General features: G+C 61.9%; 31 protein-coding genes. 26 read left to right on the forward strand and 5 right to left on the reverse strand.

What is annotated here, in order from left to right:
• Nucleotides 1–119 precede the first annotated feature (119 nt).
• A complete protein-coding gene (locus tag VES88_10225) occupies nucleotides 120–851 on the reverse strand; it encodes a cyclase family protein (protein HYN81866.1) in 732 nt (243 codons plus the stop codon).
• Between the two features lie 147 nt (nucleotides 852–998).
• Here VES88_10225 and VES88_10230 point away from each other — a divergent pair, with 147 nt between their 5' ends.
• Nucleotides 999–2,570, forward strand: coding sequence for a serine/threonine-protein kinase (locus VES88_10230; protein HYN81867.1), 1,572 nt, complete (start codon nucleotides 999–1,001; stop codon nucleotides 2,568–2,570).
• A 31-nt stretch (nucleotides 2,571–2,601) separates the two neighbouring features.
• Nucleotides 2,602–3,600 carry an ABC transporter substrate-binding protein gene (locus VES88_10235; GenBank protein HYN81868.1) on the forward strand — a complete coding sequence of 333 codons (999 nt, stop codon included), beginning with the start codon at nucleotides 2,602–2,604 and terminating at the stop codon, nucleotides 3,598–3,600.
• Between the two features lie 31 nt (nucleotides 3,601–3,631).
• Here the strand turns inward: VES88_10235 and VES88_10240 are convergent, their stop codons facing one another.
• A complete protein-coding gene (locus VES88_10240) occupies nucleotides 3,632–3,991 on the reverse strand; it encodes a YkgJ family cysteine cluster protein (protein HYN81869.1) in 360 nt (119 codons plus the stop codon).
• A 73-nt stretch (nucleotides 3,992–4,064) separates the two neighbouring features.
• Between VES88_10240 and VES88_10245 the strand changes: the two genes are divergently transcribed.
• The 6 genes from VES88_10245 to VES88_10270 all read left to right on the forward strand — a co-directional run bounded on the left by VES88_10245 (nucleotide 4,065) and on the right by VES88_10270 (nucleotide 8,761).
• Nucleotides 4,065–4,238: a hypothetical protein gene (locus VES88_10245; GenBank protein HYN81870.1), complete on the forward strand. Its 174-nt coding sequence runs from the start codon at nucleotides 4,065–4,067 to the stop codon at nucleotides 4,236–4,238.
• Between the two features lie 54 nt (nucleotides 4,239–4,292).
• A complete protein-coding gene (locus tag VES88_10250) occupies nucleotides 4,293–5,264 on the forward strand; it encodes an NAD(P)-dependent alcohol dehydrogenase (GenBank protein ID HYN81871.1) in 972 nt (323 codons plus the stop codon).
• A 378-nt stretch (nucleotides 5,265–5,642) separates the two neighbouring features.
• Nucleotides 5,643–6,392, forward strand: a complete 750-nt coding sequence (locus tag VES88_10255; GenBank protein ID HYN81872.1) for a phosphatase PAP2 family protein — start codon at nucleotides 5,643–5,645, stop codon at nucleotides 6,390–6,392.
• A 98-nt stretch (nucleotides 6,393–6,490) separates the two neighbouring features.
• Nucleotides 6,491–6,850 (forward strand): hypothetical protein, encoded by a 360-nt coding sequence (locus VES88_10260; GenBank protein ID HYN81873.1) that lies wholly within the window; start codon nucleotides 6,491–6,493, stop codon nucleotides 6,848–6,850.
• Between the two features lie 280 nt (nucleotides 6,851–7,130).
• On the forward strand, nucleotides 7,131–8,186 hold the full coding sequence (locus tag VES88_10265) for a hypothetical protein (protein HYN81874.1): 1,056 nt from the start codon (nucleotides 7,131–7,133) through the stop codon (nucleotides 8,184–8,186).
• 44 nt (nucleotides 8,187–8,230) lie between these two features.
• Nucleotides 8,231–8,761: a BsuPI-related putative proteinase inhibitor gene (locus tag VES88_10270; protein HYN81875.1), complete on the forward strand. Its 531-nt coding sequence runs from the start codon at nucleotides 8,231–8,233 to the stop codon at nucleotides 8,759–8,761.
• Between the two features lie 77 nt (nucleotides 8,762–8,838).
• Here the strand turns inward: VES88_10270 and VES88_10275 are convergent, their stop codons facing one another.
• Nucleotides 8,839–9,036: a hypothetical protein gene (locus VES88_10275; protein ID HYN81876.1), complete on the reverse strand. Its 198-nt coding sequence runs from the start codon at nucleotides 9,034–9,036 to the stop codon at nucleotides 8,839–8,841.
• A gap of 141 nt (nucleotides 9,037–9,177) precedes the next feature.
• Here VES88_10275 and VES88_10280 point away from each other — a divergent pair, with 141 nt between their 5' ends.
• Together VES88_10280 and VES88_10285 are read left to right on the forward strand one after the other, a co-directional pair.
• A complete protein-coding gene (locus VES88_10280) occupies nucleotides 9,178–9,729 on the forward strand; it encodes a VOC family protein (protein HYN81877.1) in 552 nt (183 codons plus the stop codon).
• A gap of 177 nt (nucleotides 9,730–9,906) precedes the next feature.
• On the forward strand, nucleotides 9,907–10,434 hold the full coding sequence (locus VES88_10285) for a lipocalin-like domain-containing protein (protein HYN81878.1): 528 nt from the start codon (nucleotides 9,907–9,909) through the stop codon (nucleotides 10,432–10,434).
• Between the two features lie 100 nt (nucleotides 10,435–10,534).
• Here VES88_10285 and VES88_10290 read toward each other — a convergent pair whose 3' ends face one another.
• A complete protein-coding gene (locus tag VES88_10290) occupies nucleotides 10,535–11,104 on the reverse strand; it encodes a PIG-L family deacetylase (GenBank protein ID HYN81879.1) in 570 nt (189 codons plus the stop codon).
• Between the two features lie 738 nt (nucleotides 11,105–11,842).
• Here VES88_10290 and VES88_10295 point away from each other — a divergent pair.
• The 12 genes from VES88_10295 (at nucleotide 11,843) to VES88_10350 (ending at nucleotide 20,754) form a co-directional block, all read left to right on the forward strand.
• Entirely contained in the window at nucleotides 11,843–12,340 is a 498-nt protein-coding gene (locus VES88_10295) for a hypothetical protein (protein ID HYN81880.1), read from the forward strand.
• 56 nt (nucleotides 12,341–12,396) lie between these two features.
• Nucleotides 12,397–12,978: a dihydrofolate reductase family protein gene (locus VES88_10300; protein ID HYN81881.1), complete on the forward strand. Its 582-nt coding sequence runs from the start codon at nucleotides 12,397–12,399 to the stop codon at nucleotides 12,976–12,978.
• 253 nt (nucleotides 12,979–13,231) lie between these two features.
• On the forward strand, nucleotides 13,232–13,708 hold the full coding sequence (locus VES88_10305; protein HYN81882.1) for a hypothetical protein: 477 nt from the start codon (nucleotides 13,232–13,234) through the stop codon (nucleotides 13,706–13,708).
• Between the two features lie 31 nt (nucleotides 13,709–13,739).
• Complete coding sequence (locus tag VES88_10310; GenBank protein HYN81883.1) at nucleotides 13,740–14,213, forward strand: DinB family protein; 474 nt, start codon at nucleotides 13,740–13,742, stop codon at nucleotides 14,211–14,213.
• Nucleotides 14,210–14,464 carry a hypothetical protein gene (locus tag VES88_10315; protein HYN81884.1) on the forward strand — a complete coding sequence of 85 codons (255 nt, stop codon included), beginning with the start codon at nucleotides 14,210–14,212 and terminating at the stop codon, nucleotides 14,462–14,464. Before VES88_10310 ends, VES88_10315 begins: the two co-directional genes overlap by 4 nt.
• 188 nt (nucleotides 14,465–14,652) lie before the next feature.
• The gene (locus VES88_10320; protein HYN81885.1) at nucleotides 14,653–14,955 is read left to right on the forward strand and encodes a GNAT family N-acetyltransferase; all 303 of its coding nucleotides are present in this window, start codon (nucleotides 14,653–14,655) and stop codon (nucleotides 14,953–14,955) included.
• Between the two features lie 31 nt (nucleotides 14,956–14,986).
• Nucleotides 14,987–15,496, forward strand: a complete 510-nt coding sequence (locus VES88_10325; protein ID HYN81886.1) for a heme-binding protein — start codon at nucleotides 14,987–14,989, stop codon at nucleotides 15,494–15,496.
• A 257-nt stretch (nucleotides 15,497–15,753) separates the two neighbouring features.
• Complete coding sequence (locus VES88_10330) at nucleotides 15,754–16,464, forward strand: DUF4386 domain-containing protein (protein HYN81887.1); 711 nt, start codon at nucleotides 15,754–15,756, stop codon at nucleotides 16,462–16,464.
• Nucleotides 16,465–16,527: 63 nt separating this feature from the next.
• A complete protein-coding gene (locus tag VES88_10335) occupies nucleotides 16,528–19,587 on the forward strand; it encodes a protein kinase (protein HYN81888.1) in 3,060 nt (1,019 codons plus the stop codon).
• A gap of 44 nt (nucleotides 19,588–19,631) precedes the next feature.
• A complete protein-coding gene (locus tag VES88_10340; protein ID HYN81889.1) occupies nucleotides 19,632–20,117 on the forward strand; it encodes a nuclear transport factor 2 family protein in 486 nt (161 codons plus the stop codon).
• 59 nt (nucleotides 20,118–20,176) lie between these two features.
• Entirely contained in the window at nucleotides 20,177–20,413 is a 237-nt protein-coding gene (locus VES88_10345; GenBank protein HYN81890.1) for a DUF4386 family protein, read from the forward strand.
• A 41-nt stretch (nucleotides 20,414–20,454) separates the two neighbouring features.
• Nucleotides 20,455–20,754: an XRE family transcriptional regulator gene (locus VES88_10350; protein ID HYN81891.1), complete on the forward strand. Its 300-nt coding sequence runs from the start codon at nucleotides 20,455–20,457 to the stop codon at nucleotides 20,752–20,754.
• A gap of 219 nt (nucleotides 20,755–20,973) precedes the next feature.
• On the opposite strand, the gene VES88_10355 is transcribed toward VES88_10350, so the two are convergent.
• A complete protein-coding gene (locus tag VES88_10355; GenBank protein ID HYN81892.1) occupies nucleotides 20,974–21,216 on the reverse strand; it encodes a helix-turn-helix domain-containing protein in 243 nt (80 codons plus the stop codon).
• Nucleotides 21,217–21,347: 131 nt separating this feature from the next.
• Between VES88_10355 and VES88_10360 the strand changes: the two genes are divergently transcribed.
• The 4 genes from VES88_10360 to VES88_10375 all read left to right on the forward strand — a co-directional run bounded on the left by VES88_10360 (nucleotide 21,348) and on the right by VES88_10375 (nucleotide 24,497).
• A complete protein-coding gene (locus tag VES88_10360; GenBank protein ID HYN81893.1) occupies nucleotides 21,348–21,968 on the forward strand; it encodes a DUF2238 domain-containing protein in 621 nt (206 codons plus the stop codon).
• Nucleotides 21,969–22,112: 144 nt separating this feature from the next.
• Nucleotides 22,113–22,406, forward strand: a complete 294-nt coding sequence (locus tag VES88_10365) for a hypothetical protein (protein ID HYN81894.1) — start codon at nucleotides 22,113–22,115, stop codon at nucleotides 22,404–22,406.
• Nucleotides 22,407–22,445: 39 nt separating this feature from the next.
• Complete coding sequence (locus tag VES88_10370) at nucleotides 22,446–23,387, forward strand: NAD-dependent epimerase/dehydratase family protein (protein ID HYN81895.1); 942 nt, start codon at nucleotides 22,446–22,448, stop codon at nucleotides 23,385–23,387.
• 21 nt (nucleotides 23,388–23,408) lie between these two features.
• A complete protein-coding gene (locus tag VES88_10375) occupies nucleotides 23,409–24,497 on the forward strand; it encodes an ATP-dependent DNA ligase (GenBank protein ID HYN81896.1) in 1,089 nt (362 codons plus the stop codon).
• The last annotated feature ends 6 nt before the right edge of the window (nucleotides 24,498–24,503 follow it).

The raw sequence follows: 24,503 nt of genomic DNA on the forward strand, positions 1-24,503 counted from the left end.
GAAGTATTGTGGGTCAAACCGATGAAGGTAGCTCGCCGGTCGACGAACAGCGGGAATCAGGATCGCCAAATATGCCTCGAATCGGAGCGGAGCGTGGACCTCGCGCTCGATACGGGCCCTCAGAAAACCGCGAGTGGATTGATCGCGGACCCCGTGGCCGACTGCACTCTGAGTGGTACCGCCACGAACAGGAACGTCCAGCGAGAGCGCTTCGCAGCTTCACGCCCGAGACGCTCCAGATCGAGGTTCTCCATCAAGGGCATGCCCATGCCTACCAGGGCCAGCACGTGGAACGGAGACGTGATCCCGGATACGGCCGTCGTCGCCATGTCCGTCCCGCCCTCATCTCCAACCGCGGCAACGCCGCGCTTGTGCAGCCACTCGGCTACTGTCGGGTGGACCCCCAGCGAGCGGGCACGTGGCTTGGCGGGATCCCAGCGCCCGCTGCGTACCAGGACTATGTCGCCGGAGCGGATCCTTACTCCCGTCTGGCGCTCCCATGCAATCAGGTCCGCGACTGACAGCGGAGCGTCAGTCGTCGCGCGCTGCCTTGTGCGCAGTCGTGGAACATCGACCAGTACGCCGCGGCTCATGACCCCGTCCTGCATCACCGCTATTCGCCCATGCTCGGGCGGCCCCTCATGCCGGCTGACCGTTCGACGATTATAGGCTCGACCCCGATAACTCAGATGCGACAGCGCGTCTATGTGCGTGTCCGTCCAGCCATGATAGAACAGGCCAATTTTCTCGCCCGCCCACCACGCTGAGTTGTCACTCGGCCCCAGCACACTGTCGGGCACGTGGAAGAACTCGATTGTCGTGGGCATCATGCCTTCCGCGTTGGCAGTCACTTCGCGCGCAAGTGAAATGCTGGTCCCGTCCCGCACTTGCGAAGCGGCCGCGCGTCGCACGCTGGCTGTGATGAGCAGTCATCCGTCCGGAGCTTTGCGACAGAAGGCATCGCGCCACATACTTGGCGCCATGACATTCCCAATCCGATGATCGCCCTCAGCGGCCGTTACGAGATTGAGCGCGAGATCGGACGTGGTGGGATGGCCATCGTCTATCTCGCGCGCGACGTGCGGCACGCCCGCCGCGTTGCGCTGAAGGTCTTGAATCCGGACCTTGGCGCCCTGCTCGGTGCCGAGCGATTCCTCGCCGAAATACGAGTCACGGCCAACCTGCAGCATCCGAATCTGCTGCCGCTGTTCGACTCGGGTGAAGCGGATGGCCACCTGTTCTACGTCATGCCTTACGTCGAAGGCGAGTCGCTCCGGCACAAGCTCGATCGCGAGAAGCAGCTACCGATCGCCGAGGCCCTGCACATTGGCGTGGCCGTGGCTGATGCTCTCGATTATGCGCACCGCCACGGTGTCATCCATCGCGACCTCAAGCCGGAGAACATCCTGCTTCACGAGGGACGGCCGCTCGTCGCCGATTTCGGGATTGCGCTGGCAATCTCCCAGGCCGGCGGCGAGCGCATCACACAGACGGGTTTCTCGCTGGGCACGCCGCAATACATGTCCCCCGAGCAAGCCACGGGCGACCGCGTCGTCGACGGCCGCAGCGACATCTACTCGCTTGGCGCCGTGCTCTACGAGGCGCTCGCCGGCGAGCCTCCGCACATTGGCGGAACAGGCCAGGCAATCATTGCCAAGATTCTGACGGAGACACCTCCGAGCGTTCGGGTACGGCGACCGACCGTGCACGAGAACGTCGCAGGCGCCATTGCCCGCGCGCTCGAGAAGCTGCCGGCAGATCGTTGGGCTACGGCGCACGAGCTCTCGGCTGCCCTCCAGACCGCACCAGTAATGTTGCCGAGCGGCGCAATAACACCCGCCTCGGTGATCACGCAGCAACCGGCGCAGCCTGCTGTCGCGAGGCTCGGCAATCTCGTATCGCGACGCACGTTGGTCTGGGCAGCAGCGAGTCTCGCCTTTGCGGCCATTTCATGGTTCGCGGCAGGAGCCCTCCGCGACGACGGTCCGCCGCTCCCAAAAACGCCGGTTGTCGTGCTGATGGATTCGCCGCACCCGCAGCGCGTCTACGATCCGGCGACGCTGCGCGCCGGCGGGATGAACGCGGATGATCTCACCGAGCTCCTGCGCGACCAGCCGCTGGTGCTCGTCAAGGAAGCGACGGGCTCGCGCTGGGACCGCGAGGAGCAATTGCTGTCGCAGACGCCCGATCTCATTATTGCGCACCGGTCAACCTTCTATGATGCAACTCTGCTCGGCGACAGTACGCTCGACAACAAGTATTTTGCGCAGCTCTATGCTCCGGCGGCCGACAAATTCGAGTCGCTCCTCGGCTACGTGGCGCGAGCCAACCCTCACACGCGATTCATCGTCTACAGCCGCGGAAGCTGGAAGACGGAGGCCGACGCTAAGGCCTGGATTGCCACCATCGAGCGTCGCTTTCCGGCAATCGCGGGGCGGCTGACGACCTATAAAGTCCCGCTCGACCGCGCGACCTTCCGAAACGAAACCACGGGCGCGGAGATCAAGACCATCGCCCTGAGCGTGTTGAGGAAAGCGGGACGCCTGTCGTCAGGCAGGGACTCTCGATAACGCAAGGGACAATCATCGTGAGAGGAGCACCATGACCACGAGGCCATTTGCCATGGCGGCATTGTTCGCGTTTGCGATTGCGTTGACCGGCTGTGCCTCTCAGGCGCGGCAAGCCGCGAAGGTCTATCGGGTCGGCGCACTGTTCAACAGAGGGCCGAACCTGGATGACATCGAACAACTCCAGAAGGGACTCGTGCGGCTTGGCTATGTGGAGGGCACCGACATCGTAATTGAAGCCCGTTTCGCCGAAGGAAAGCTTGACCGGCTTCCGGGCTTTGCCACCGAGCTCGTGGCCATGGGCGTCGATGTCATCGCAGCTTATGGTGGTCCGCCAACACGCGCCGCTAGAGGAGCGACCATTACGATCCCGATTGTCGCCGCCCTGGTCGCTGACCCCGTCGCTCTTGGCTTCGCGGCCACGCTCGCGCGTCCCGGAGGAAACGTCACCGGAGCCACCAACCATGACCCTGAGCTCGCCACTCGACAATTGCGAATTCTCAGGGAAGTGTTTCCGAGCCTTGCGCGTGTCGCGTTCCTCAGCGACGCGGATATCCCAGGCGCTGACTCCAGCGGCCTGGTACCAATCGAGCGCTCCAACGTAGCGGCCGCGAGAGCGATGGGCATCACGCCTCAGATGCTGAAGCTGCGTGGCCCTGAACCGGATTTCGTCAAAGCCTTCGACGCAATGGTCGCAGAGAAAGCGGAGGTGCTGGTAGTGCTCGAAGTTCCCGTCCCTTTCACTCATCGCGACCGGATAGCGCAGCTCGCAGCGGAGCGTCGCATTCCGACAATGTTCTGGGGCGGCGCGTCGAACGCAGGTGGCATGATGTCGTATGGCACGAGCTTCGTTGATAACTATCCGCACATGGCAGAGTACATCGACAGGATTCTCAAGGGCGCCAAGCCCGCGGACATGCCGTTCGCGGTGATTACTCGACGTGAATTCGTTGTCAACCGGAAGCTCGCCCGCGAGCTCGAAGTAATCATTCCAGACGCGTTGCTGAAGCGCGCAGATCGGATTATCGAATGAGGTCTGCGGCGCCGTTGATCGAGTCTCGTTTTCAGCGCACGCGTGGAATTGCGCGCTGAATCGCGATCAGCTCCGGACGTGCCTCGAACGCGCCGCAGATCGTCACTTCGTACTCATATCGTCCGCCAGTCTCAGCGTCGATCCACGGGAAGCCGCGACACGTGGACGGGTAGTACGGCTGGTCGTGAATGGTGCAGCCTCCGTTGCGGTAAAGCACGCACCGCTTGCTCTTGACGCGAGTCCGCCATTCACCCCAGTGCGTTTTGTAGACGAAGCCCGGCCCGTGACTGGCCTCGATTGCGGCCGCCTCTTCATCCGAGAGCGTCGTACCGTACGCGCAGCACGACGCCCCGTGCGGGCAGGGGTGGCAGGGCAATGACGGTAGCGTCACGCGGCGATTGCGCTCATCCCATTGACAAAGGTAATTCCGCCGTGGCCACATCGAGTATTCGTCACCGGTCTCAATGGAAAAAGCAAAGAAAGGTTTTCTGGCTGAATTCTTCTCGCGCTACCCACCGAATGTCGGCGAAATAGCAATTGCCCGCGCTGATGTGATTCGCTCCGCAATCCCGAACGCGACTGAGGCTCTCGACGAAGCAGGGCATGTAGTCGGACAAAAAGCGGCGAGCCCGAAGTGAGCGCCTGACTTCCATGGCGAATCGGATCAGGATGGTGGCAGCCGCGATGCGCCAATGAAAGCCGTCGTCTTCACGAGATACGGATCACCCGATGTCCTCGAGCTGACAGAGGTAGAAAAACCGACTCCCAAGAACGATGAAGTCCTGATACGAGTTCATGCAGTATCCCTGAATGATTGGGACTACGGCGCGCTCGGCGGTACCGACATTGTAAATCGCGTCATATTCGGGCTTCGGCGTCCAAAGCCGGAGAAGCAGATACTCGGCTCCGACATAGCGGGGCGAATCGAGGCTGTCGGCAGGAATGTTCAGCAGTTTCGACCCGGTGACGAAGTGTACGGGGACCTGAGCGGAGAGTGGGGCGGCTTCGCCGAGTATGTTTGCGCGCGTGAGAATGCATTGGTGGTGAAACCGCCCGGCATGACATTCGAACAGGCAGCGGCAATACCTCAAGCCGCCATGCTCGCCCTTCAGGCGCTTCGCGACATCGGGCGAATCCAGTCAGGGCAAACGCTTTTGATCAACGGAGCAGGCGGAGGTGTAGGCACTTTTGCAATCCAGATTGCAAAGCTGTACGACGCTGAAATCACTGCGGTCGACAGCGCATCGAAGCTGGACATGCTGCGTTTGATGGGCGCGAAGCATGTCATCGATTACAAACAGGAAGACTTCACCAGGAGTGATCGGCGTTACGACCTGATTCTCGATGTAAAGACAACTCGATCGATATTCGATTGCGCACGCGCGTTGAATCCCAATGGAGTGTACGTCACGGTCGGAGGCTCAATGGGTCGTCTTGTTCAGGGTCTCCTATGTTGGCCGTGGTTCGCGATGACATCAGACAAGCGCATACGAATCCTGGCGCTGAAACCGAACAAGGGTCTCGCCTATATGAATGAGCTTTTCGAGTCGGGGGCTGTTGTACCGGTGATAGACGGGTCGTACGAGCTCAGTCAGGTTCCTGAAGCATTCCGGCACTTCGGAGCCGGACAGCATAAGGGAAAAGTGGTAATAACCGTCGGATAGTCAGACGGTCCCCAGGCAGGCGATTTGTACTGGGGATTCATCCGACGTCTGTACTTCTACGATCCTGGCCCGACGCTCGGTCGGCTCCGGGTGCCTACGGCTCGCGCTATCCTGGTCGCGGCTTCCAGTTGAGCTGTTCAGGAGAGAGAGGCTTCACGAGTGCTGTCGCGCGCTCGTCGGCGGCGTTGAGCTCGGAAATCAGACGGGCGCGCCAGAGCGGCGCCGATTCATCAGACTGACTGTTAACTAGGCGAACAATACGCGCGCGAATCCGCTTTGTTGCAATTGTGGCTAGTGACATCCACCCCATGTCGCTAGTCGATATCACGCTGAGTATTTGGCTCCTGTAAGGACTATGGCCATGCCCGGGGAACTTGGATGACGTCGAAGCCGATAATCTTTCAATCGCAGAGTATCGCGGAACGACTGCGTCAGCCCTATCCCCACACCGGTCCCGCGCTCGCGCTTGCCCTGATTATGCCGGGCTACCACGTCATCGTCGCGATCAACCGCGGGCGGACCGCGTTCATGCCCGAGCTTGCGCTGGACCGCGCAATACCGGTGGACCCGGTCTGGATGCTGGCCTACGGCTCGGTCTGGATCTTCGCGTTTCTCCCGGTATTCGTCGTTCGCCAGCCCGCGTTAACGCGACGTGCCATGCTCGCGTTTCTGACCGTCTTTGGTGCCGCGTATGTCGGTTTCCTCGCTTATCCCACGGTTCTGCCTCGCGCGGAGACAGTAGGGGAAGGCTTCTTCGCGACGAGTCTGGAGGTCGTTTACTCGCTCGACCCGCCGTACAACTGCTTCCCCTCGCTTCATGTAGCGTGGGCCTTCGTCGCCGCCCTGACGTGCTATCGCGTGCATCGGGGTGTCGGCATAGTCGCGCTCTTTTGGGCGGCGATCATCGGGGTGTCCACGCTGTACACCAAGCAGCACTACGTCGTAGACGTCATCGCCGGCATCATCATCGCGTACGCAGCATACCTGCTATTTCTCCGCGGCTACCCGCGGGCGGCGATTGCCGAAGCGGACCGTCGCCTCGCGCCCAGACGGGCATTCCGGGCTGTATGGCTTTACTCCGGGATCGTCGCCTTCTTGTGGGCGTACCGGTTCACTGTTGCCTCGTGACAACGTCGAGTTGCGGAACCAACGCGTTGCGAACGTGGGAGTCCACGCGAGACCGGGCCTCCGGTGTCATGGATGGCCAGTAGACGGACTTCGATAGCATGAGTTTCGATCAACCACAGCGAAGGCTTTCGTTCAGGATCGTCGGGCTACTGCTTGCCGCCGTTCCGTTCGCTTTCGGCGTGATCCGATTCGCGGAGACGCGAAGCGACATGCGCTACCTGTGGACTGCCATCGCGTCGACACTCGGAGCCGTTGTCATCGCATCACCGCGCTCGTGGACGCAGCGATCGCTCGCTCTGCAGGTACTGGCCGCCTTCATCGCTGCGTCGCTCTGTGGGGTACTGTGCGCACTTCTTTTGGGCGTCACGTTCGGTCCAGCCCTGCTCGTGGTGTGCTGCGCATTTGGTCTGTTCAGCGCGATCGGTATAGTGCTCATCTGGCGGCGGTCGCCACGCTGAATACGCGAGTCGTTCGCGCCTCGTCCCATATCGACGTCGGCATGCGCGGTGATGGCAAGCGGGCCGCGATCAGCGAACGAGTGAACTAATTCGCCTTACGTGGCCGCCTGAACACGTAACGACGACCGATACTGCCTGAATTCGAGCGTGGACAGCTGGGCGCCTTGACAGCGTGAGCCACTTACCAGATGTTTAGGTTGCTTTAGGCGCGACAGGTGTCGCCTGCGAAGTGGCCAAAGCGAATCCCTTATAGCCGCGCTATTAGCGCGCTGAGGTGCTCATGAGTCTCACAGCCCCCGTGTCCCGTTTCGTCGTATTGTCCTCGGCCCTGCTGCTTGCCGCGTGCGCCGACACACCCACTTCGGTCGAGCCGCCGGGCAGCGTCGCGCTATCGCGCGGCGGCGTCGCTGCAGACCGCCTCGGCGAGTTGTTCGAGAGGGCATCCCCAGCGGTCATGGCGATTGGAGGCACAGTCTTCGCCGACAACGACGAGAGGATCGGCAAGATGGTGTTTGGGGTCGAGAATGCGAACGCGATTCCCGGCATCCAGCGCGCGCTGGCAGCCGTCGGCGCGTCGAGCGGTGACTACGTCGTAGAGGTGACCGAGCCAATACGCCACATGGCGGACCCGACCCTGCGCGACAGATTCCGCCCGACGCAGGCCGGAATTCAGATTCACTTCGGGCTGTACGTCTGCACGATGGGGTTCAATGTAGACCATAGCGGCGGGCGGTCGTTCATAACCAACTCGCACTGCACGAACACGCAGGGCGGCACCGAGGGAACAATCTACTACCAGCCGGTGAGCTCGGTTGACAACATCTCCATCGCAACCGAAGCAGATGACCCGATCTACAAGAAGGGCGACGGCTGTCCGAGGGGAAAGAAGTGTCGCTGGAGCGACGCATCACGCGCGCTGTATCAGATCGCCACCGCTTCGAACCGGGGTGACATTCTCAAGACCACCGGCGCGAACAACGGCAGTCTTACGGTCGGCGGGCTGTTCGCTGTGACGAGCCAGGACAACTCGACGACGAGCTTCAAGATTGGTACAGTGCTCAATAAAGTAGGTCGCACCACTGGCTGGTCGCAGGGCCCCGTGTCGCGCACATGTGTCAACACGAACGTTTCGGGGTCGCAGGTTCACCAGTTCTGTCAGACCTTTGTCGACGCGAATGTCGCGGGCGGCGACAGCGGCTCGCCGGTGTTCGCAATCACGAGCGGCGACAACGTTCAGCTCGTCGGAATTCTCTGGGGTGGCGGCACGGGCTACTACGTGATGAGCCCACTCGCCTCCATTCAGAAAGAGCTTGGCAGCCTTGCCGCAACGAGATAGCTGACACAGCTGCAAAGTATTTCCAGGACCGCGGGTAAGGTGAAATGTCCTTGCCCGCGGTTTTGCTTTTCCGTGCAATACAGGTTGGTCTCCTGGCGCTCATTCCATCCGGGTGCGAGACAGGTGGGGATTCCGAGGCGGTCGACTCAATCAGTCATCCAGTAGAGGCCGTTGCTCAAGTGCCAGATCCGGTAGTCGGTGCCAGGGTGAGTCTCGTTGTTCCGGATACAGTCGCGCGGGGCGCGAGGGTACCGATAATGATCCGCGTCTCGAACACGACATCGGCACCGCTCGATCTCTATCTGCGCGGCCGCGACATTGCCTTTGACATCACGATCACCGACTCGGCCGGCGCCGAGCTCTGGCGCCGCCTCGAGGGTGAGACAGTTCTGGCAATCATCCAGATCAAGACCCTGGGTCCGGGTGAAACGCTGGAGCTGAGCCACGAATGGGATCAGAGAACCAAAAGCGGCAGGCCCGCCGCCGCTGGTGTCTATGGAATTCGCGGCTCCGTGCTTACCGATGGCTCGAGCTCGCTTGTCTCGAACGAAGGAAGCCTGGTGATCAAGCCATGACCCGCCAACGCACAAGCGCCGGGTGAGGGTTTAGGGAACCTCAATCGGGGCCGTCCACCGGAGCGGCCCCCACTCCATTACCAGTGTGCCGCGCCGGGCGTCAACCGGACGAATGGAGATCGTAAACTTCTCCACGGATGTTGTGTGCCGCGACGCGTCACGCTCTCTACGGAGACTGTGTCGCGTCCAAGCAGTGCGACAAACCCGTAGCGCTCGGAAGGCTCATTGGTCTCGCAGCCGGCGAGGAGCAGAACTGCAATGACGATTCGTTTCATTGGTAGGGCAGTCGTTTCACGTCGGACAGCGCTGGTCGTCAGGAAATATGTATCGACGCACCATGCGTATGATTGCGTCCTGTCGACGGTAACCACAGCTTTTCCAGTCGATTACAAATCGATTTCATTGAGGAGTGGAGCGTGAAGAAGATCCAGATTCAGGGCTTGCACCACATCACCATCGTGGGCTCGACCAAGCAGAGCGCGGTGGATTTCTGGCAGGGCGCGCTGGGAATGCCTTTCGTCATGGAACAGCCCAACCTCGGGAACCCTGACGAGAACCACCTCTACTTCGACCCGGGCGACGGGCGATTGCTCACGGTCTTTACCAATGAGACCAGGCAGGATGCGGGGCGCGCCGCTCCACGCGAGATCGGTTCTGTGGACCACATCGCGTTCAACGTCTCACAGGCGACGTTCAAGGAAGCCGCCGCCCGTCTCACCGATCGTGGCATCTCGTTTTATGAGCGTGACCGCGGTTTCATGGACTCGATCTATCTGAAGGATCCCAATGGACTGACGGTCGAGCTTGCCTGCTACAAGTTCCAGACGCCCGAGGGATTCCGGGATGCCGACGTGCTGATGCAGGCCCACCGCCTACGCGGCGAGCGTGGCGACCATCACATTACCGAGGAGCACCTGGCGGATGCGATCGAGCTGCTGATGCAAACCCGCGACCGCCTGCCCACCTAGGCCTGCAACGGTCGCCATTGAATGACAGAGAAGCATATCGAAGTGAAGCATTTCTGATTCGTTCAACGAAGCGGCTCACGATGACCAGCGAATAGCGAGCACGCGCTCTTGCAATTCCCTCCAGACGCGCCTTATTGGAGTTTTCGTGTCGTTTCCCTTAACGGTGGAGCGAGCCTCATGAACGTACACACTACGGCCCCAATCGCCCTCGCAGCTCTCGCGACAACCTTGTTCATTGCATGCGAACGGGCGGAGGCCCCTGAGTCACCCCTCGAAGGCGCGTGGAGCGTCGCCAGTATCCGCGTGACGGGCCCAGACTCCGCAGCCAACACGACGGTGCAGCCGAGTCTCTATCTCTTTGGCGACAAGCACTACAGCATGATGCGCGCGACGGGCAATCAGCCGCGCACCCTGTCCGCGACGGACAGTAAAACGGACGCTGAGAAACTCGCGGCGTACGATTCTTTTATCGCCAACACCGGGACGTACGAAGTTGCTGACTCTACGCTCACAATTCACCCGGTCGTTGCGCGGGACCCGAACTATATGTCGGGCGGATCCGACAAGTATAACTTCCGCGTCAGTGGCGACACGCTGTGGCTCTCGAACACCGGCACCGACATTCGGACGATGATCGGAGGACAGCTTGTGGGGCCGTCGGGGACCCCGAACGCGACGGCGCTGGTGCTGGTGCGGCAGAAATAGGGGAGGACTCTGGTGGGCGCGGCCGGCGACGATCGACCAGGCATGAACGAGCCGATCTCGCGGCCCGACTTCGTCAACGGCGCCCAAATGACCTCCGGAACTATCTGAAGATTTCGGGATCGCGCAGCGTCCCGTTCCAGGGACGCAGCCACACGTTGCCGTTCCACGCGTGCGCCAGATACGCGTTCACGGCGGCCATCTCCGTCGGCGTGTACTGCGTGCGATGACACGCGAACTCCTCTCGTCCAGCCGCGAGGTCCCGTTCCTCGAAGGGCACCCGCACGGTCAGCAGCGCCTCCGCCATGCCGTTCACGGTGGGGTTTGCGCGCGCTGCGGTGCGGAGGCGCTCCGTCGGAAGTGATGCATAGAGAAGATCCACGTTCGCGTAGCGCGCGTCGCTTTGCACGATCTGCGTCGTGCGTGCGGCGGCCAGCTCCGCTCCCGCAGGCATTCTGGCGAAATCGCGAACGCCCTTCGAGCCGTCGGTGGCGATCACGAGGTGGGTCTCGCGTCCTTCCCTCGCAAGCCGCGACAACAGCGGCCCGATGATGCGTTCGTCATCGGGGTGAGCGAAAACGGCGACCACGGGCCGCCTGATCTGAGCCTGCGCCGAGAGCGGGATGACGGTGGCCAGCGTCACGGCGACCAGGGTATTTATGGAGGTCCGCATACTATACACTGCTGCATGGACCGTCATCGTGAAAGCGTCGCAGCCGCTGACTAAGGCATGACAGAGCATTGTCCGAAGGCACTCGGCATCCTCAAGGCAGCTTTGAAGGCAGAGGGGCGTAGCTTTCGCTCCAGTTGAGTTCTTCGCTGCGTCGGCGACAGACAGTGACAAAAGCTACGACTGACGAGGTCCAATGGCGCTGGTGGTTTTCCTCAGAGGCAACGTCGGCGGAAACAGGACTTTTCGGCCAAGCCTTCTCGCCGAACAATTGAAGCACTATGACGTCGTCAATATTGGTGCGGCCGGAACATTCGTGATTCGCAAGCGGACGAGCCATGCGAGGCTTCGCGCTGATTTACGCCGCAGACTGCCATTTGAGGCCGAAGTCACAATCTGCGAAGGGCGCGATCTCATCAGCGCAGCTTCAAAGAATCCGTTCGCGGATGTGCCGATTCGCTCCGACATCGTTCGTTTCGTGAGCGTTTTCCCTAGTCGACCCCGGCGCCCGCCCACAACTCCCATCAGCCTTCCAGCAACTGGCAAGTGGGTTGTGAGAGTACTGACGACGGAAGATCGTTTTCTCTTCGGATTGTATCGACGCCAAATGAAAGCAATCGGCTATCTGGGTGCGATTGACAGACTTTTCGGAGAGCGAGCGACGACACGCAATTGGAATACAATCACAACGATACTCAACGTGTTGAGACGCGAAGGCCGTTGCTGGAGCCCGCCTCGCTGGTGATAAATACTGCGGTTACGCAGGTGTTGTACGACATGCGGCGGTATGACGACGCCATGAAATCCGGCCGAGGCGTACTTGAGCTCGACCCCGGCTTTCAACTCGGGATCGTCGATCTTGCGAGGGTCCTCGTCGAACAGGGCAAAGCGAACGAAGCAGTCTCGATGCTTCTTCCGATCCTCGAAGTACCAGGCCTGAGTCATCTCGAGAAGCTGGGCACCGCGGCCTACGCGATGGCTCGCGCCGGGCGGCTGGACGAAGCGAGATCTCTGTTGAAGAAAGCCGAGTCGCAACGAGGCAAGGGACAGCCGCAACGAGGAATTGTGGCGGCCGCGCTGGAGGCAGTCGGTGAGCACGAAAAGGCGGTTGAGACACTTCGTGCGGCCGTTAACGGTCACGACCTCTGGCTCGCGCATTATTTCTCGGCTGCTCCATATGACGCTTTGCGCAAGGATCCCCGTGTGCGGGAGCTTTTCGCTACCGTTGCAGCGCGGTAGAGCGCGGGCTGCGCTCCTGCAATACTGAAAAAAGTCATCAACGAGGAAGGGTTCTAATGAGAAAGCTGGTTGTTTCCGAGTTCATGACACTCGATGGCGTGATGCAGGCGCCGGGTGGCAAAGATGAAGATCGAGATGGAGGGTTCGAGCACGGCGGCTGGACGCTGCCCTACTGGCATGACGACATTGGCAAGAGCTTCCTCGCGCTGATGAAGGATGCCGATGCCTTCCTCCTGGGACGGCGCACCTATGTAACGCACGCCGAGGCGTTCGAACCTATGGCCCCCGGCGACCCGTTCGGGGATGTCATGAATGCGCCGAAGAAGTACGTCGTTTCGAAGACACTCGAGAAGCCAATCTGGCGCAACACCACGATCATCCGCGACAACGTCATCGAGTCGGTGCGCGATCTGAAGGCGCAACCCGGCAAGAATATCCTGACCGACGGCAGCAGCCAGCTTGTTCACGCCTTGCTTGCGAACGATCTGGTCGACGAGCTGCATCTGCTCGTGTACCCGCTGGCGCTAGGCACCGGCAAGCGTGTGCTGCCGAATGGCGTTCATGCGACGTTCGGATTGACGTCCGCGACACCATATCCAACCGGGGTAGTGGGCTTGCACTACGCCCGTCAGCGTTAAACTCCGCTGATTTCGGGCATCAGGCGGGCGGGGACCTGGCAGGCCAGTTCTACGATCAGGGCTTGCTGGACGAGTTATTCGTCCAGATCGGCTCCGTAACGCTGGGAGCCGGCAAGCCACTGCTGCCACGGGCGATCACGTCACCACCGCTTCGGCTGCTGTCAGTCAGAGCGGTGGGAACAGGATTCGCGGAAGTGCACTATAAGGTGCCACGCCCCTAGCGCACATATTGATTGTCAAGTCGAGGTTAGCCGTGCCCCGAAAGCCATTTTTCCTGCTGTATCTGCTGTGTTTCGTTGCCATCAACGGAGCGGGCGCGCAAGGGGTCGTGCTTCAAGGCCAGACGGCCACTACGCAGAGTTCGAAGCCGAACATCTGGAAGGCTACGAGCACTCGCGGCCTTACCCTTATAGGAACGTGGACCGTCATCCCGGATCGGGCGAACGAAAGCGCCGTCGGAACGTGGAGGCTCGTCGACGCAGAGGGCAGGATCGTAGCCGGCGGCGGATGGTCAGCATCAAAGTCTCCGACACGGTGGAGCGGCCTCTGGAGAGCCAACGTTTCCGGCAGTGAGGCAGAGTATTCGGGCTCGTGGGGCTCCCCCGACATCGGTCTGAGGCCGAACGTGGGGTTTGCAACGATGTTTGAGGAGGCTGTGCGGGCTGCCGTCAGCGGTGTCTGGCGGAGTGGGGGACACTCGGGGGCCTGGACAATCTGGGCGTTCAAGTGAGGGGGAGTAACAAACCGAAACCACCCTCTCCATGATCGAACACACTGACACCGGCGCACTCGCTCTCATCCGAGACCTGGAAAGGACGAGAGACGAGACGCTGAAATGTTTCTCCCTCGAGCAGCGCGATCTCGAGCTGACGTACGCGCCGGGCAAGTGGTCCATCAGGTTTCTCCTGCACCACCTGTCTGATAGCGAGACTGTTCTTTACGATCGAATTGCCCGAGTCCTCAGCGAGCCTCGTCAGGTGATTTGGGTCTTCGATCAGGATGCCTGGGCCGCGGGACTCGACTACTCGGAGAGGCCTCTCGACATCTCGCGACGGATTTACGAATCGATTCGGAACGCAATCATCTACTACGCCGGCCTTCACTACGAGCAAAAGGGCCACCTCGAGTTCGTGCACAGCGTAACGGGCGTGCGGACCTTGAAGGATGAATTCGACAAAATCGCCTCTCACAACGAGCATCATCTGGAACAGATCAGGCAGGCGTTGCGCAAGTGAAGACACTCGTCTGCCTCATGCTGGTCGCGTCGCCGCTCGCTGAGCTGCGCCGGCTCGTGGCCGTGCACCGAGCTTACAACCATATGAACGCCGGCGACCTGGCAGTGGAGCGTGGCGAACATGCGTCGGCGCTGCACGAGTATTCCGCTGCTGAAAGGATCGCGGCCACGACTCCGGGCATCCCGCGCAGCCGGCACGCAGAGATGGTCTACTGGCATGCGGTGTCACTGGTGAATATGAAACGCGGCTGACATTCCGGGATGCGGCGCTGAAAGACGTACCACTGATCGCTGCGCTTCAGAACGCGGCAGCCGGTGCGCTGACAGCGCGTTTCGGCGAAGGGCATTGGTCGTCGCTCGTAACGGAACGCGGAGCGGCCCTCGCGCAGCGCCACGCCCGAGTTCGCGTAGGGAGATCCGGCAAGCGGATTCTCACGGTTTTGCGACTGGCGACGAAGAAGCCGTGGGCGATCGACGTTTCCTGCTTCAGTCCGGTAAAGCGGCCGCTGTATCTCACCGGCATGGCGGTGTCAGTCGCGCATCAAGGCGAGGGGCTAGGGCAGTTGGCTGTCGAGGACGCTCTCGCGGTGGCACGGGCATGGCCGGCCGACGCCATTCGGCTGGATGCCTATGACGCCGAGGCAGGTGCAGGACCCTTTTACGCCAGGTGTGGCTTCCGTGAGCGCGGCCATGTTGTGTACAAGAGCGACCCACTTGTGTATTACGAATTCCTGCTCGCCTAGCAGACGTCAGCTCATATCTTCGGAGGACACGATGGATCCCATGCCGGGCACGCATCGGTTCTTGTTTGCGAGCGTAGTGCTTACTTCGTTCGTCATGCTCCCGCAGTCGAGCGCGGGCGCGCAGGGCGGACTTGCCGCGCAAGCCGCTTCTCAAATCGTTGAAGGCTGCGTAGCTCACGCTCGGGCCAAGGGACAAAGCCATGCAGTTGCGGTCTACGACGACGGAGGTCACCTCGTGGCCTATCTGAGAATGGACGGAAACTCCCCCGGCGTCGGCGCCTTTGCAATGCAGAAAGGTGCCGCTGGCGCTCACTGGCGCTTTTCAACGGCGGCAATGGCAAATTCAGTAAAGGAAACCCCGGGATTCGCCAATGCACCGCACGTGGTCACAGTTGCGGGTGGCATTCCCGTGTTCTCCAGGGACGGAAAACAGTTCCTGGGGGCGGTTGGGGTTTCCGGCGAAGCCGCGCACGACGATGCTGCCTGCGCAGAGGCAGGAGTAAAGGCAGCAGGATTGTCACCTTCCAGAATTAGCCGCTGAACGCGGGCTGTAGCGCTGCCTGCGCCTTCCATCGCTCGACATTGACGCCGACGATGAGCAGGCAAAGACAGAACGACACTTCGGCGACGCTTAGTGCGGTCGAGGTCATTTCAGTTGCTCGAATTCGAGTAGCTCACCCGGCTGGCACTCGAGCGCCTCGCAGATAGCGTCGAGCGTGGAGAAGCGTAAGGCCGGCAGGAGTGAAACTCCAAGCCAGGCCGCATCGTTTCTAACGGCAAGCTCAACAAGGGACAACGGTGAATCAGCTCGATGCGAAGGGCGCCCGGGTTTTGGCCAGGGTCGGTGGAGTGCTCTACCTCATCATCATCGTCACCGGCGCCGTGGGTGAGGCCGTGGTCAGGGGCACCATCGTCGTCTCAGGGAATGCGGCAGCCACGGCCGCCAACCTGCGATCGATGGAGTCGCTCTGGCGTCTCGGGGTCGCCGGAGAAGTCGTGCTCCTGGCATGCGCGACTGCCCTGGCGGTGATCTTTTACATTCTGCTGCGCCCCGTCAGCCGCGAGCTGGCACTGGCGGCCGTCTTTTTCAATCTCGTGTGCATCGCGATCGAAGGCGTTGCAGCCGTTTCCCTGGCGTCGGCGCTTTTTCCACTGGCCAGCGCCACATACCTGAGTGCGTTCACGCCGGACCAGGTTAACGCGATGGCGATGCTGTCGGTCCGGTCGCACACTACAGGATTCGGCATCGCGCTGATTTTCTTCGGCGTCGAGTGCGTCATACTCGGCTACCTGATCTACCGGTCGGGCTACATGCCGGGAATTATTGGTGTTCTCATGGAGATAGCCGGAGTCTGTTACGTCATCAACAGTTTCGCTCTGTTACTCTCGCCTGCGCTCTCGAGCAAGCTATTTCCAGTGATTCTCATGCCGGCGCTTGTCGCCGAGGTATCCCTCGCCTTTTGGCTACTCGTGAATGGCGTGAATGCGGAGAAGTGGGCGCGGCCTTGACGACGGTCGGCTCACCCTGCGCGCGCTGATTGCGCGACACCTGTGCCACACACAGCTTTTGGCATGAGCGACCCCCGGTTGTCCGCCGCCCTCGCTGACCGCTACCGGCTCGACCGCGAGCTCGGCGCTGGCGGAATGGCGACGGTCTATCTCGCCGAGGATCTCAGGCACCAGCGAAAGGTCGCAATAAAGGTCCTGCGCCCCGAGCTCTCCGCCGCACTCGGCGCCGAGCGATTCCTGCGCGAGATCACAACCACTGCGAACCTGCGCCACCCGAACATCCTGCCGCTGTACGACTCGGGCGAGCAAGGAGGTTTCCTCTTCTACGTGATGCCGTACGTCGAGGGCGAGTCGCTGCGGGCCCGCATGGAGCGCGAGACACAGCTCCCCATGGAGGACGCACTCCGCATCGCCGACGAGATTGCCGACGCGCTGAACTACGCACACAGCCGCGGCGTCATCCACCGCGACATCAAGCCCGAGAACATCCTCCTCGAGGACGGGCGCGCCGTCGTCGCCGACTTCGGAATCGCGCAGGCCATCAACGCCTCCGGGGACAAGCTCACGATGACGGGCATGGCGATTGGAACGCCGCAGTACATGAGTCCCGAGCAGTCAGGCGGCGAGGCGGTGGATGGGCGCAGCGATCTGTACGCGGTCGGTTGTCTGCTTTACGAGATGCTGGCCGGCACTCCGCCGTTCACCGGACCGAATGCGATGGCGATCATGGCGCGTCATATGATCGATCCGGTGCCCCGGCTCACCACCGTGCGCCCCGCCGTCGCGCCGCACGTAACCGCGGCAATCGAGCGCGCGCTCGCCAAGAATCCATCGGATCGTTTCGCGAGCATCGCTGACTGGCGTAAGGCGATCCGGAGCTCGGCCGGCAGCGCCAGCATGACGTCCACGGACGCGACGGCTCAAGTTCCTGCGATTCGCAAGCCGCCCCCAACGCCCGCGACAGCGTTGCTCGGCCGCGAAGCCGTGCTCGTCACCGCGGTTGAGCGTGTGCACGACGGCGCGCGCGTCCTCACCGTGACGGGCGTTGGCGGCACGGGCAAGACGCGACTCGCGATCGAGCTGTTCCGTCGTCTGCATTCGGAGTACGCCGGCGGCGCGGCGTTCGTCTCGCTCGCGTCGGTCACCTCCGCCGCCGAGGTCATGCCGACTGTTTCGGCCACGCTCGAGATCGCGGAGGCGCATGGCCGCTCGGCGCTCGATGCGCTTGCGACGGTGATCGGTGACGGCCGCGTCCTCCTCGTGCTCGACAATCTGGAGCAGGTCGTCGAGGCGGCCGACGAGATCGCAACGCTCGTCTCGCGTTGTCCCGGGCTCCAGGTGATCGCGACGAGCCGCCGTCCTCTGAAGATCGGCGCCGAGGTGGAGCTGCCGCTCCCGCCGCTCGAGCTTCCCTCGGCTGGCGCGACTAAGACCGAAGAGCTGATGCGCTGCCCGTCGGTCGCGCTCTTCGTGCAGCGTGCCGAGAAGGTGAAGGCGGGCTTCGCATTGTCGCCGGCAAACGCCGCATCGATCGTCGGCATCTGTCGAAGTCTCGACGGCCTGCCCCTCGCGCTCGAGCTTGCGGCAGCGCGCGTGCGAATCCTCGAGCCGGTGGTACTACTGCAGCGGCTGGATCACGCGCTCGATCTCCTCTCTTCGGGCGATCGCGATCTCCCGGTGCGCCAGCGCACGCTCCGCGCGACGATCAGCTGGAGCTACTCGCTCCTCGACGAAGTGGAGCAGCGCCTGCTGCGTTCCCTCTCTGTCTTCCACGAGGGATGGACTCTCGACGCCGTCGAACAGGTCTGCTTCGCCGACGATGAGCAGTGGCGAGCGGTGGACCAGCTCGAGTCGCTTGTGGAGAAAGGTCTCGTGCGGGTGATCGGAGGAGGAGAGCGGTACGCGCTACTCGAGACGATCCGCGCGTTCGCGGCCGAGCAGCTCCATGCCGGCGGCGAAGTGGATCCCATGCGTGACGCGCACGCGATGTTCTTTCTGGAGTTCGCGCGCGGCGTCGACGCGGGGATCCAGGGCGGAGGTCAGGTCGAGGCGGTGCAACGCGGACGCGCCGAGAATGCAAATACGCTGGCGGCGCTGCAGTGGCTCCTCGCACGCGCCCGCGCTGGTGCACCGGACGCGGTCGAGCACGGTCTGCTGCTTTGCGGTTACCTCGGTTGGTACTGGCACATTGTGGGACTGCACCTCGTGGCGCGCGACATGGTCGATGCGTTGCTCGCACTTGCTTCCGGGCGTGCGCCGAGCCGCGGTCGCGCGCTCGCCTTGTTCACAGGCGGAATGGTTTCGGCCAACACAGGGGAGATGGACCAGGCAATCGCCGAGTGGACCGGGATGCTCGAGGATGGCCGCGCGATCGGCGACGCCGCCATCGTGACCTTCGCGCAGCTCGGGCTCGGCTACTTGTATCTGGGCATGGGGCGCCTCGACGAGGCATGCGCTCCGCTTGAGGAGGCAATTCTGGGAGCGGAGCGTGGCGGGTTCGATTTCCTGAACTCACTGTCCCGGACGGTCAACGGGATGCGCATGTTCGTGAGCGGCGATGTCGAGGGCGGGATCGCGATGGTCGAGTCCGCGCGCCGCATTCAGCTCCGCATCGGCGACTACGAGGGCGGCGGAATGGCGCTCAGCTTCCTCGCGTCGATGACCTTCGCGAAGGGCGACCTGCCCGCCGCGATTCAGCTTTACCGGCAGGCGGAGGATGCATTCGAGATGATCGGCGACAAGCCGGAGATCGCGCGCGTGCAGTGCGAGATGGGCTATGCCGCGCTCGCGGCGACGAGCCTCGGTAAGGCGCGGCGCATGTTCGAGCGCGCATTGCGCACGTATGACGAGGTGGGCAGCCCGCGCGGAGCGGGCCAGGCGCTGCTCGGACTAGCGGCGACCGAGGCCGCGGCTGGGAATTCCGAGCGCGCAGTCGAGATCGCGGCGGCTGCGCAGGTCATGTCGGAGCGTGCCGGAGTCGTCGTGGAGCACCCGATGGCGCCGGGGGTTTCGGAGCGGATCGAGGCCTTGCGCGCGTCGATCCCGAAGCAGCAGCTCGACGACCTCGTGGCGGCGGGGAGCGCGCTGTCCCCGGCAGCGGTGCTGGCGATGGTCGGCGACTGACTGACTTATTCAATCGAACAGACATCGAAAATGGGAGCGTCGAAATGAAGTCCATCGCCACGGCAGCGCTTGCCGGAATCGCATTCTTCGGGGGTTGCGCGTCGAGGGGCAGCGTTGAGTCCACCGCACAGGCAGCACGGACAGAAACATGCAAAGTGGCGACCGAACAGGAGATCGCCTCCTTGTTCGACCGATGGAATCAGTCGCTGCAGACTGGCGATCAGCGCGCGGTCGTTGCGAACTATGCGGAGCGCTCCCTTCTATTGCCTACCCTGTCCAACAAGCCGCGCCGGAGCGCGGCGGAGAAGGAAGACTACTTCCATCATTTCCTGGAGAATCGTCCCGCTGGCAGGATTGACATGCGCTTCGTGGAAATCGGCTGCAATACGGCGACGGACTCCGGACTTTACACATTCACGTTCGCCAAAACGGGGGCGGCCGTCAGCGCCCGCTATACCTTCACGTACCGCTGGGACGGCTCGAAATGGCTCATTACGAGCCATCACTCCTCCGGAATGCCAGAGAAGTAGTAGGATAGATTTACTTCGCAGGCGACAAGCCTGGGTGAGGTCTACCTGCCATCCAGGTTATCCGCGGATACCTGATCTATCGGTCGGACTGCCTTCCAAAGGCTTTGGGTGCACTGCTGGTGATCGCTGGTCTCGGGTTCATCACCCGGAACTTCGCGCTGGTCGTCGCGCCGGCATACGCATCGAGCTTCCTGCTTCTGCCCATGATGCTTGGCGGACTGGGACTGACCGTGTGGCTGCTCGTGAAGGGCGTCGACGTTCCGAGGTGGGAAGCCAGAGCGGCGATGCGGGCGTAGGAAGGGTGACGCCGTTTCGGCTTCACGTGACATGATCATGAATGATCGATGACCCGATCCCCGGTCTGAAGGAGCAGCTGAGGCAGTCGATCCTCGCGGAGACTGGACGGATGAACCAGCTTGCCGCAGCGCGAATGCTTGGAGTCGATGAACCGCGCATGTCGAACCTCGAGCACGGACGGCTCGAGCGATTCAGTCTGCAGAAACTCATTCGGCTGCTGGCACGGATGAACCGGCGGGTAGACTTGACGGTTGTGACCGTAGGGCCGTTGCCGCGGCGTCGCTATAACCAGCACCTTCTGGCACCTCCGGAATGGAGGGACAGGACCAGGGGCGCATGAGTGGTGGTCTACGAAAGCCTATTGCCAAGACTGGCAATAGGGTCTTCAAGAACTACCCACCGCTATCAACGTTCTCCTGCGCTGATCAGTCCGCCAGGCGTGAGCTTGCTCGCATTTGCCTATCGGGCAGCTACGAGATCGCGTTGTGATCCACCAACGATGGGTGACTTACCGCACCGTGCCCTGGGCCGATCGCGAAACCGGACGGACGTCTATAGCCTAAGCGGACCCACGGCCGGCGCGAGCACCCCGACGGCAATCGACATCCGTCCGCATCGCATCCCGGTACGCGGCCGGCGTAATCCCGAAATACCGCGCGAAGAGTCGAGTCATGTGACTCTGATCGGCGAATCCCGCTTCCTGCGCGAGCTGACTGAGCGAGCGCACCGAGGTTGCCAGAGCGCGCGCGATCCGGGTGGGTGGCGACATGGCCGGCAGCGCGAGTCCCGCGGTGCCGGCCACGCGCCCGCCTCATCTCCACAAACGTTGCGACTGAGAGCACTTGTCGGCGAGTGCCGCGGCCGAGATTGTTGTACTGTGCTCCCAGGAGGACTGAGCGTTGGACGGACCACGCCTCCTTCCCGAAATCGCAAATGAAAATCGGATTCAGCGATCGCATTCCGCATATTCTGCTCGGCGCCTACGTGCTGCTTTTCATCTGGGGCGCAATCAGTCCGTACGACCGTGCGGTATGGTGGGCGGAGAACATCCCGGTTGTCCTGGTCGTGCTCACCCTCGTTGTTCTCTACTTGCGCGGGGTGAGGTTCTCCCCTGTCGCCTACATTCTGATGTCGATCCTCCCGTATTTGCACACGATTGGAGGGCATTACACATTCGAGCGGGTGCCGTTCGACTGGTTCAACCGGGCCTTCGGGTTCGAGCGGAACATGTACGACCGGATCGGCCACTTCAGCGTGGGCTTCTACGCGTTCGCCATCGCCGAATACCTGACTGTCAAAAAGCGGATGACCGTGGCGATGGCTTCTGTGTTCGCCATCTTCGCGATCAGCTTCGTCGCGATGTCATACGAGCTGATCGAATGGGTATACGCCGCGTATGGAGGCAACGCCGAAGCGGGAGCGGACTTTCTCGGCAGCCAGGGTGACATCTGGGACGCTCAGAAGGACATGCTGATGGACACGTTGGGCACAGTCGCGGCCATCGTGCTCTATCTCGTACTCCGCGGGCAGCAGATCAGCACACGTTTCCGCTAACCGCAGGGATGTGCCTTGTTGGTCTCGCCCTCGCGGCATGTAGAGACACGCGCGAAAAGACGATACGGCCTAGTTGCTCTTTGTCGCAAAGTACTTTATCATAGTATGGCATACCGTCTTCACAGCCAACCACGCCGTGGCGAAATGAATCCATTGACCATGCTGAAGCACCCGAGCGCGTTCCTCCCCGTGGCAATGTCCCTCGGCGCCCTCGCAATCGTGTTCATTTTCATCGCATTGCATGGCACCGCCCCCCAGGCAGATGAGGGCGCAGCCGCGCATATCTGGCAGATCCTCATGGCGGCACAGGTACCTATCGTACTGTTCTTCGCGATCAAGTGGGTGCCGCAGTCGCCAAGACAGGCATTGCCCGTTCTGGCTCTTCAAGTCAGCGCTGCGCTGGCAGCGATGGCCCCCATTTTCCTGCTCAACTGGTAGCATACCGCTGAACGTTCTCGAAGGGCGTGGGATGTTCCGTTGCGCACGGTAATCATCGGCGCCACCGGACACATCGGGACGTGGCTCGTGCCGCGGCTGGTGAACGACGGGCACCACGTCGTTGCGGTCTCCCGGGGGACGCGCCAGCCTTACCATGACTCTCCCGAATGGCAGTCGGTAGAGCATGTGACGCTCGATCGCACCGCTGCCGAGCGCGATGGGTCGTTCGGCTCCACAATCGCGGCTCTCCGTGGGGAAGCGGTAGTCGACTTGATTTGTTTCGATCGCGACTCCGCTGCACATCTTGTCAATGCGCTGCGAGGCCGGACTGAAATATTTCTGCATTGCGGCAGCTTGTGGGTACACGGTGTGCCCCGTGAGCGGCCATATGATGAGACGGCGCCCCGCGAGCCTTTCGGCGAATACGGAATTCGCAAAGCGCAGATCGAGCGTTTTCTCCTCGACGCGGCAGCTGAGGGCTTCCCTGCCTCGGTGCTTCACCCCGGTCACATCACTGGACCAGGATGGGCTCCGATCAACCCGGCCGGGAACCTCGACACCAGAGTGTTCGAATCTCTCGCTCGAGGGGACCGGATCGCCCTCCCTGATGAAGGCTCGGCCACGCTCCAGCATGTCCATGCCGACGACGTCGCGCAGGCTTTCGTCCTCGCGCTCTCACGCCGTGAGGCAGCGATCGGTGAAGCCTTTCACATTGCCGCCGCAGAACCAGTCACGATGCGCGATTATACAGAAGCGGCAGCATCATGGTTCGGGCGTGAAGCGAATCTCGATTTTCTCCCGTGGGATGAATGGCGGTTGACGGTGAGTGAGAGAGATGCGGAAATCACTCGGGACCACATCCTGCACTCTCCGCACGCGAGCATCCAGAAAGCGCGCACCGTTCTGGGATTCGAGCCGCGGTACAGCGCGATTGCGGCAGCGCGTGACGCGGTATCCATTATGTATCCAGAACTGCACTGACATCTTCAGGGCATCAAGCGCATGAACCTCGCTGTCAATCCGCCGGTCCTCCCGATGCTCGCAAAGCGAGTGGGTGAGCTGCCACCCGGCGAAGGATGGATATTCGAGCCCAAGTGGGACGGGTTCCGCACACTCATATTCCGTGACGGTGACGAGATTTTCATTCAGAGCCGCGACGAGAAGCCGCTCAATCGTTACTTCCCCGAGCTCATCGATCCGCTCAAGGCGCAGCTCCCCGAGCGCTGCGTGCTCGACGGCGAGATCGTCATCGCGCTCAATGAAGGACTCGATTTCGGGGCGCTGCAGCTCCGACTCCACCCCGCTGCCTCGCGAGTGAAGAAGCTAGCCGGAGAAATCCCCGCCTCTGTTGTCTTCTTCGACTTGCTGTGCGAGGGCGACCGAAGTCTTTACGACACGCCATTCGGCGAACGACGCGCAAGACTCGAGTCGCTGCTCGCAAACGCGGAGCCGCCTCTTCACCTGACGCCAGCAACGCGCGACAGAACGACCGCCGCAGACTGGTTTCGGCGGTTCGAGGGCGCGGGACTCGACGGCGTGGTTGCGAAGTCGGAATCCGGTACGTACGCGCCAAACAAGCGAGTGATGCTCAAGGTGAAGCACGCACGCGAGTGCGATTGCGTCGTGGCCGGATTCCGCTGGCACAAGCGCGGTGAGAAAACGGCAGTCGGCTCGCTCCTGCTCGGTCTTTATGACGGCGAGAGCTTCGAGCACGTCGGCGTTTGCGCGAGCTTCACTGATGTGAAGCGAAAGGAGCTCGTCACGTTCCTCGATCCCTATCGCGTGAACGCACTCGACGGACACCCGTGGCGCGCGTGGGCGGAAGCGCAGTCACCGGGCGAGGCTGAGGCACATCGCCGGCCCGGCATGGTGAGTCGTTGGAGCGCCGGAAAAGACTTGTCGTGGGAGCCGATCCGTCCCGAGCTAGTCGTTGAGGTTGGGTACGATCATATGCAGGGCAGCCGATTTCGACACACGGCGCAGTTTCGGCGGTGGCGCGATGACAAGCGCCCGCGTGACTGCACCTTCGAGCAGCTGGAGGTGGTGCCGCCGCACGAGCTCGCGGCGATCTTTCGCACCGAGTCCGCGTGACGTGGT

It is taken from the genome of Gemmatimonadaceae bacterium, from assembly GCA_035633115.1.
Lineage (GTDB): Bacteria > Gemmatimonadota > Gemmatimonadetes > Gemmatimonadales > Gemmatimonadaceae > UBA4720.

Bases quoted from the DNA above. Each gene is read 5' to 3' on its own strand.
- VES88_10270 (HYN81875.1), top strand. From the start codon at position 8,231: ATGTCCTTGCCCGCGGTTTTGCTTTTCCGTGCAATACAGGTTGGTCTC.
- VES88_10250 (HYN81871.1), top strand. From the start codon at position 4,293: ATGAAAGCCGTCGTCTTCACGAGATACGGATCACCCGATGTCCTCGAG.
- VES88_10245 (HYN81870.1), top strand. From the start codon at position 4,065: ATGGAAAAAGCAAAGAAAGGTTTTCTGGCTGAATTCTTCTCGCGCTAC.
- VES88_10255 (HYN81872.1), top strand. From the start codon at position 5,643: ATGACGTCGAAGCCGATAATCTTTCAATCGCAGAGTATCGCGGAACGA.
- VES88_10375 (HYN81896.1), top strand. From the start codon at position 23,409: ATGAACCTCGCTGTCAATCCGCCGGTCCTCCCGATGCTCGCAAAGCGA.
- VES88_10335 (HYN81888.1), top strand. From the start codon at position 16,528: ATGAGCGACCCCCGGTTGTCCGCCGCCCTCGCTGACCGCTACCGGCTC.
- VES88_10260 (HYN81873.1), top strand. From the start codon at position 6,491: ATGAGTTTCGATCAACCACAGCGAAGGCTTTCGTTCAGGATCGTCGGG.
- VES88_10230 (HYN81867.1), top strand. From the start codon at position 999: ATGATCGCCCTCAGCGGCCGTTACGAGATTGAGCGCGAGATCGGACGT.
- VES88_10350 (HYN81891.1), top strand. From the start codon at position 20,455: ATGATCGATGACCCGATCCCCGGTCTGAAGGAGCAGCTGAGGCAGTCG.
- VES88_10285 (HYN81878.1), top strand. From the start codon at position 9,907: ATGAACGTACACACTACGGCCCCAATCGCCCTCGCAGCTCTCGCGACA.
- VES88_10235 (HYN81868.1), top strand. From the start codon at position 2,602: ATGACCACGAGGCCATTTGCCATGGCGGCATTGTTCGCGTTTGCGATT.
- VES88_10310 (HYN81883.1), top strand. From the start codon at position 13,740: ATGATCGAACACACTGACACCGGCGCACTCGCTCTCATCCGAGACCTG.
- VES88_10340 (HYN81889.1), top strand. From the start codon at position 19,632: ATGAAGTCCATCGCCACGGCAGCGCTTGCCGGAATCGCATTCTTCGGG.
- VES88_10325 (HYN81886.1), top strand. From the start codon at position 14,987: ATGGATCCCATGCCGGGCACGCATCGGTTCTTGTTTGCGAGCGTAGTG.
- VES88_10290 (HYN81879.1), bottom strand. From the start codon at position 11,104: ATGCGGACCTCCATAAATACCCTGGTCGCCGTGACGCTGGCCACCGTC.
- VES88_10275 (HYN81876.1), bottom strand. From the start codon at position 9,036: ATGAAACGAATCGTCATTGCAGTTCTGCTCCTCGCCGGCTGCGAGACC.
- VES88_10300 (HYN81881.1), top strand. From the start codon at position 12,397: ATGAGAAAGCTGGTTGTTTCCGAGTTCATGACACTCGATGGCGTGATG.
- VES88_10360 (HYN81893.1), top strand. From the start codon at position 21,348: ATGAAAATCGGATTCAGCGATCGCATTCCGCATATTCTGCTCGGCGCC.
- VES88_10365 (HYN81894.1), top strand. From the start codon at position 22,113: ATGAATCCATTGACCATGCTGAAGCACCCGAGCGCGTTCCTCCCCGTG.
- VES88_10265 (HYN81874.1), top strand. From the start codon at position 7,131: ATGAGTCTCACAGCCCCCGTGTCCCGTTTCGTCGTATTGTCCTCGGCC.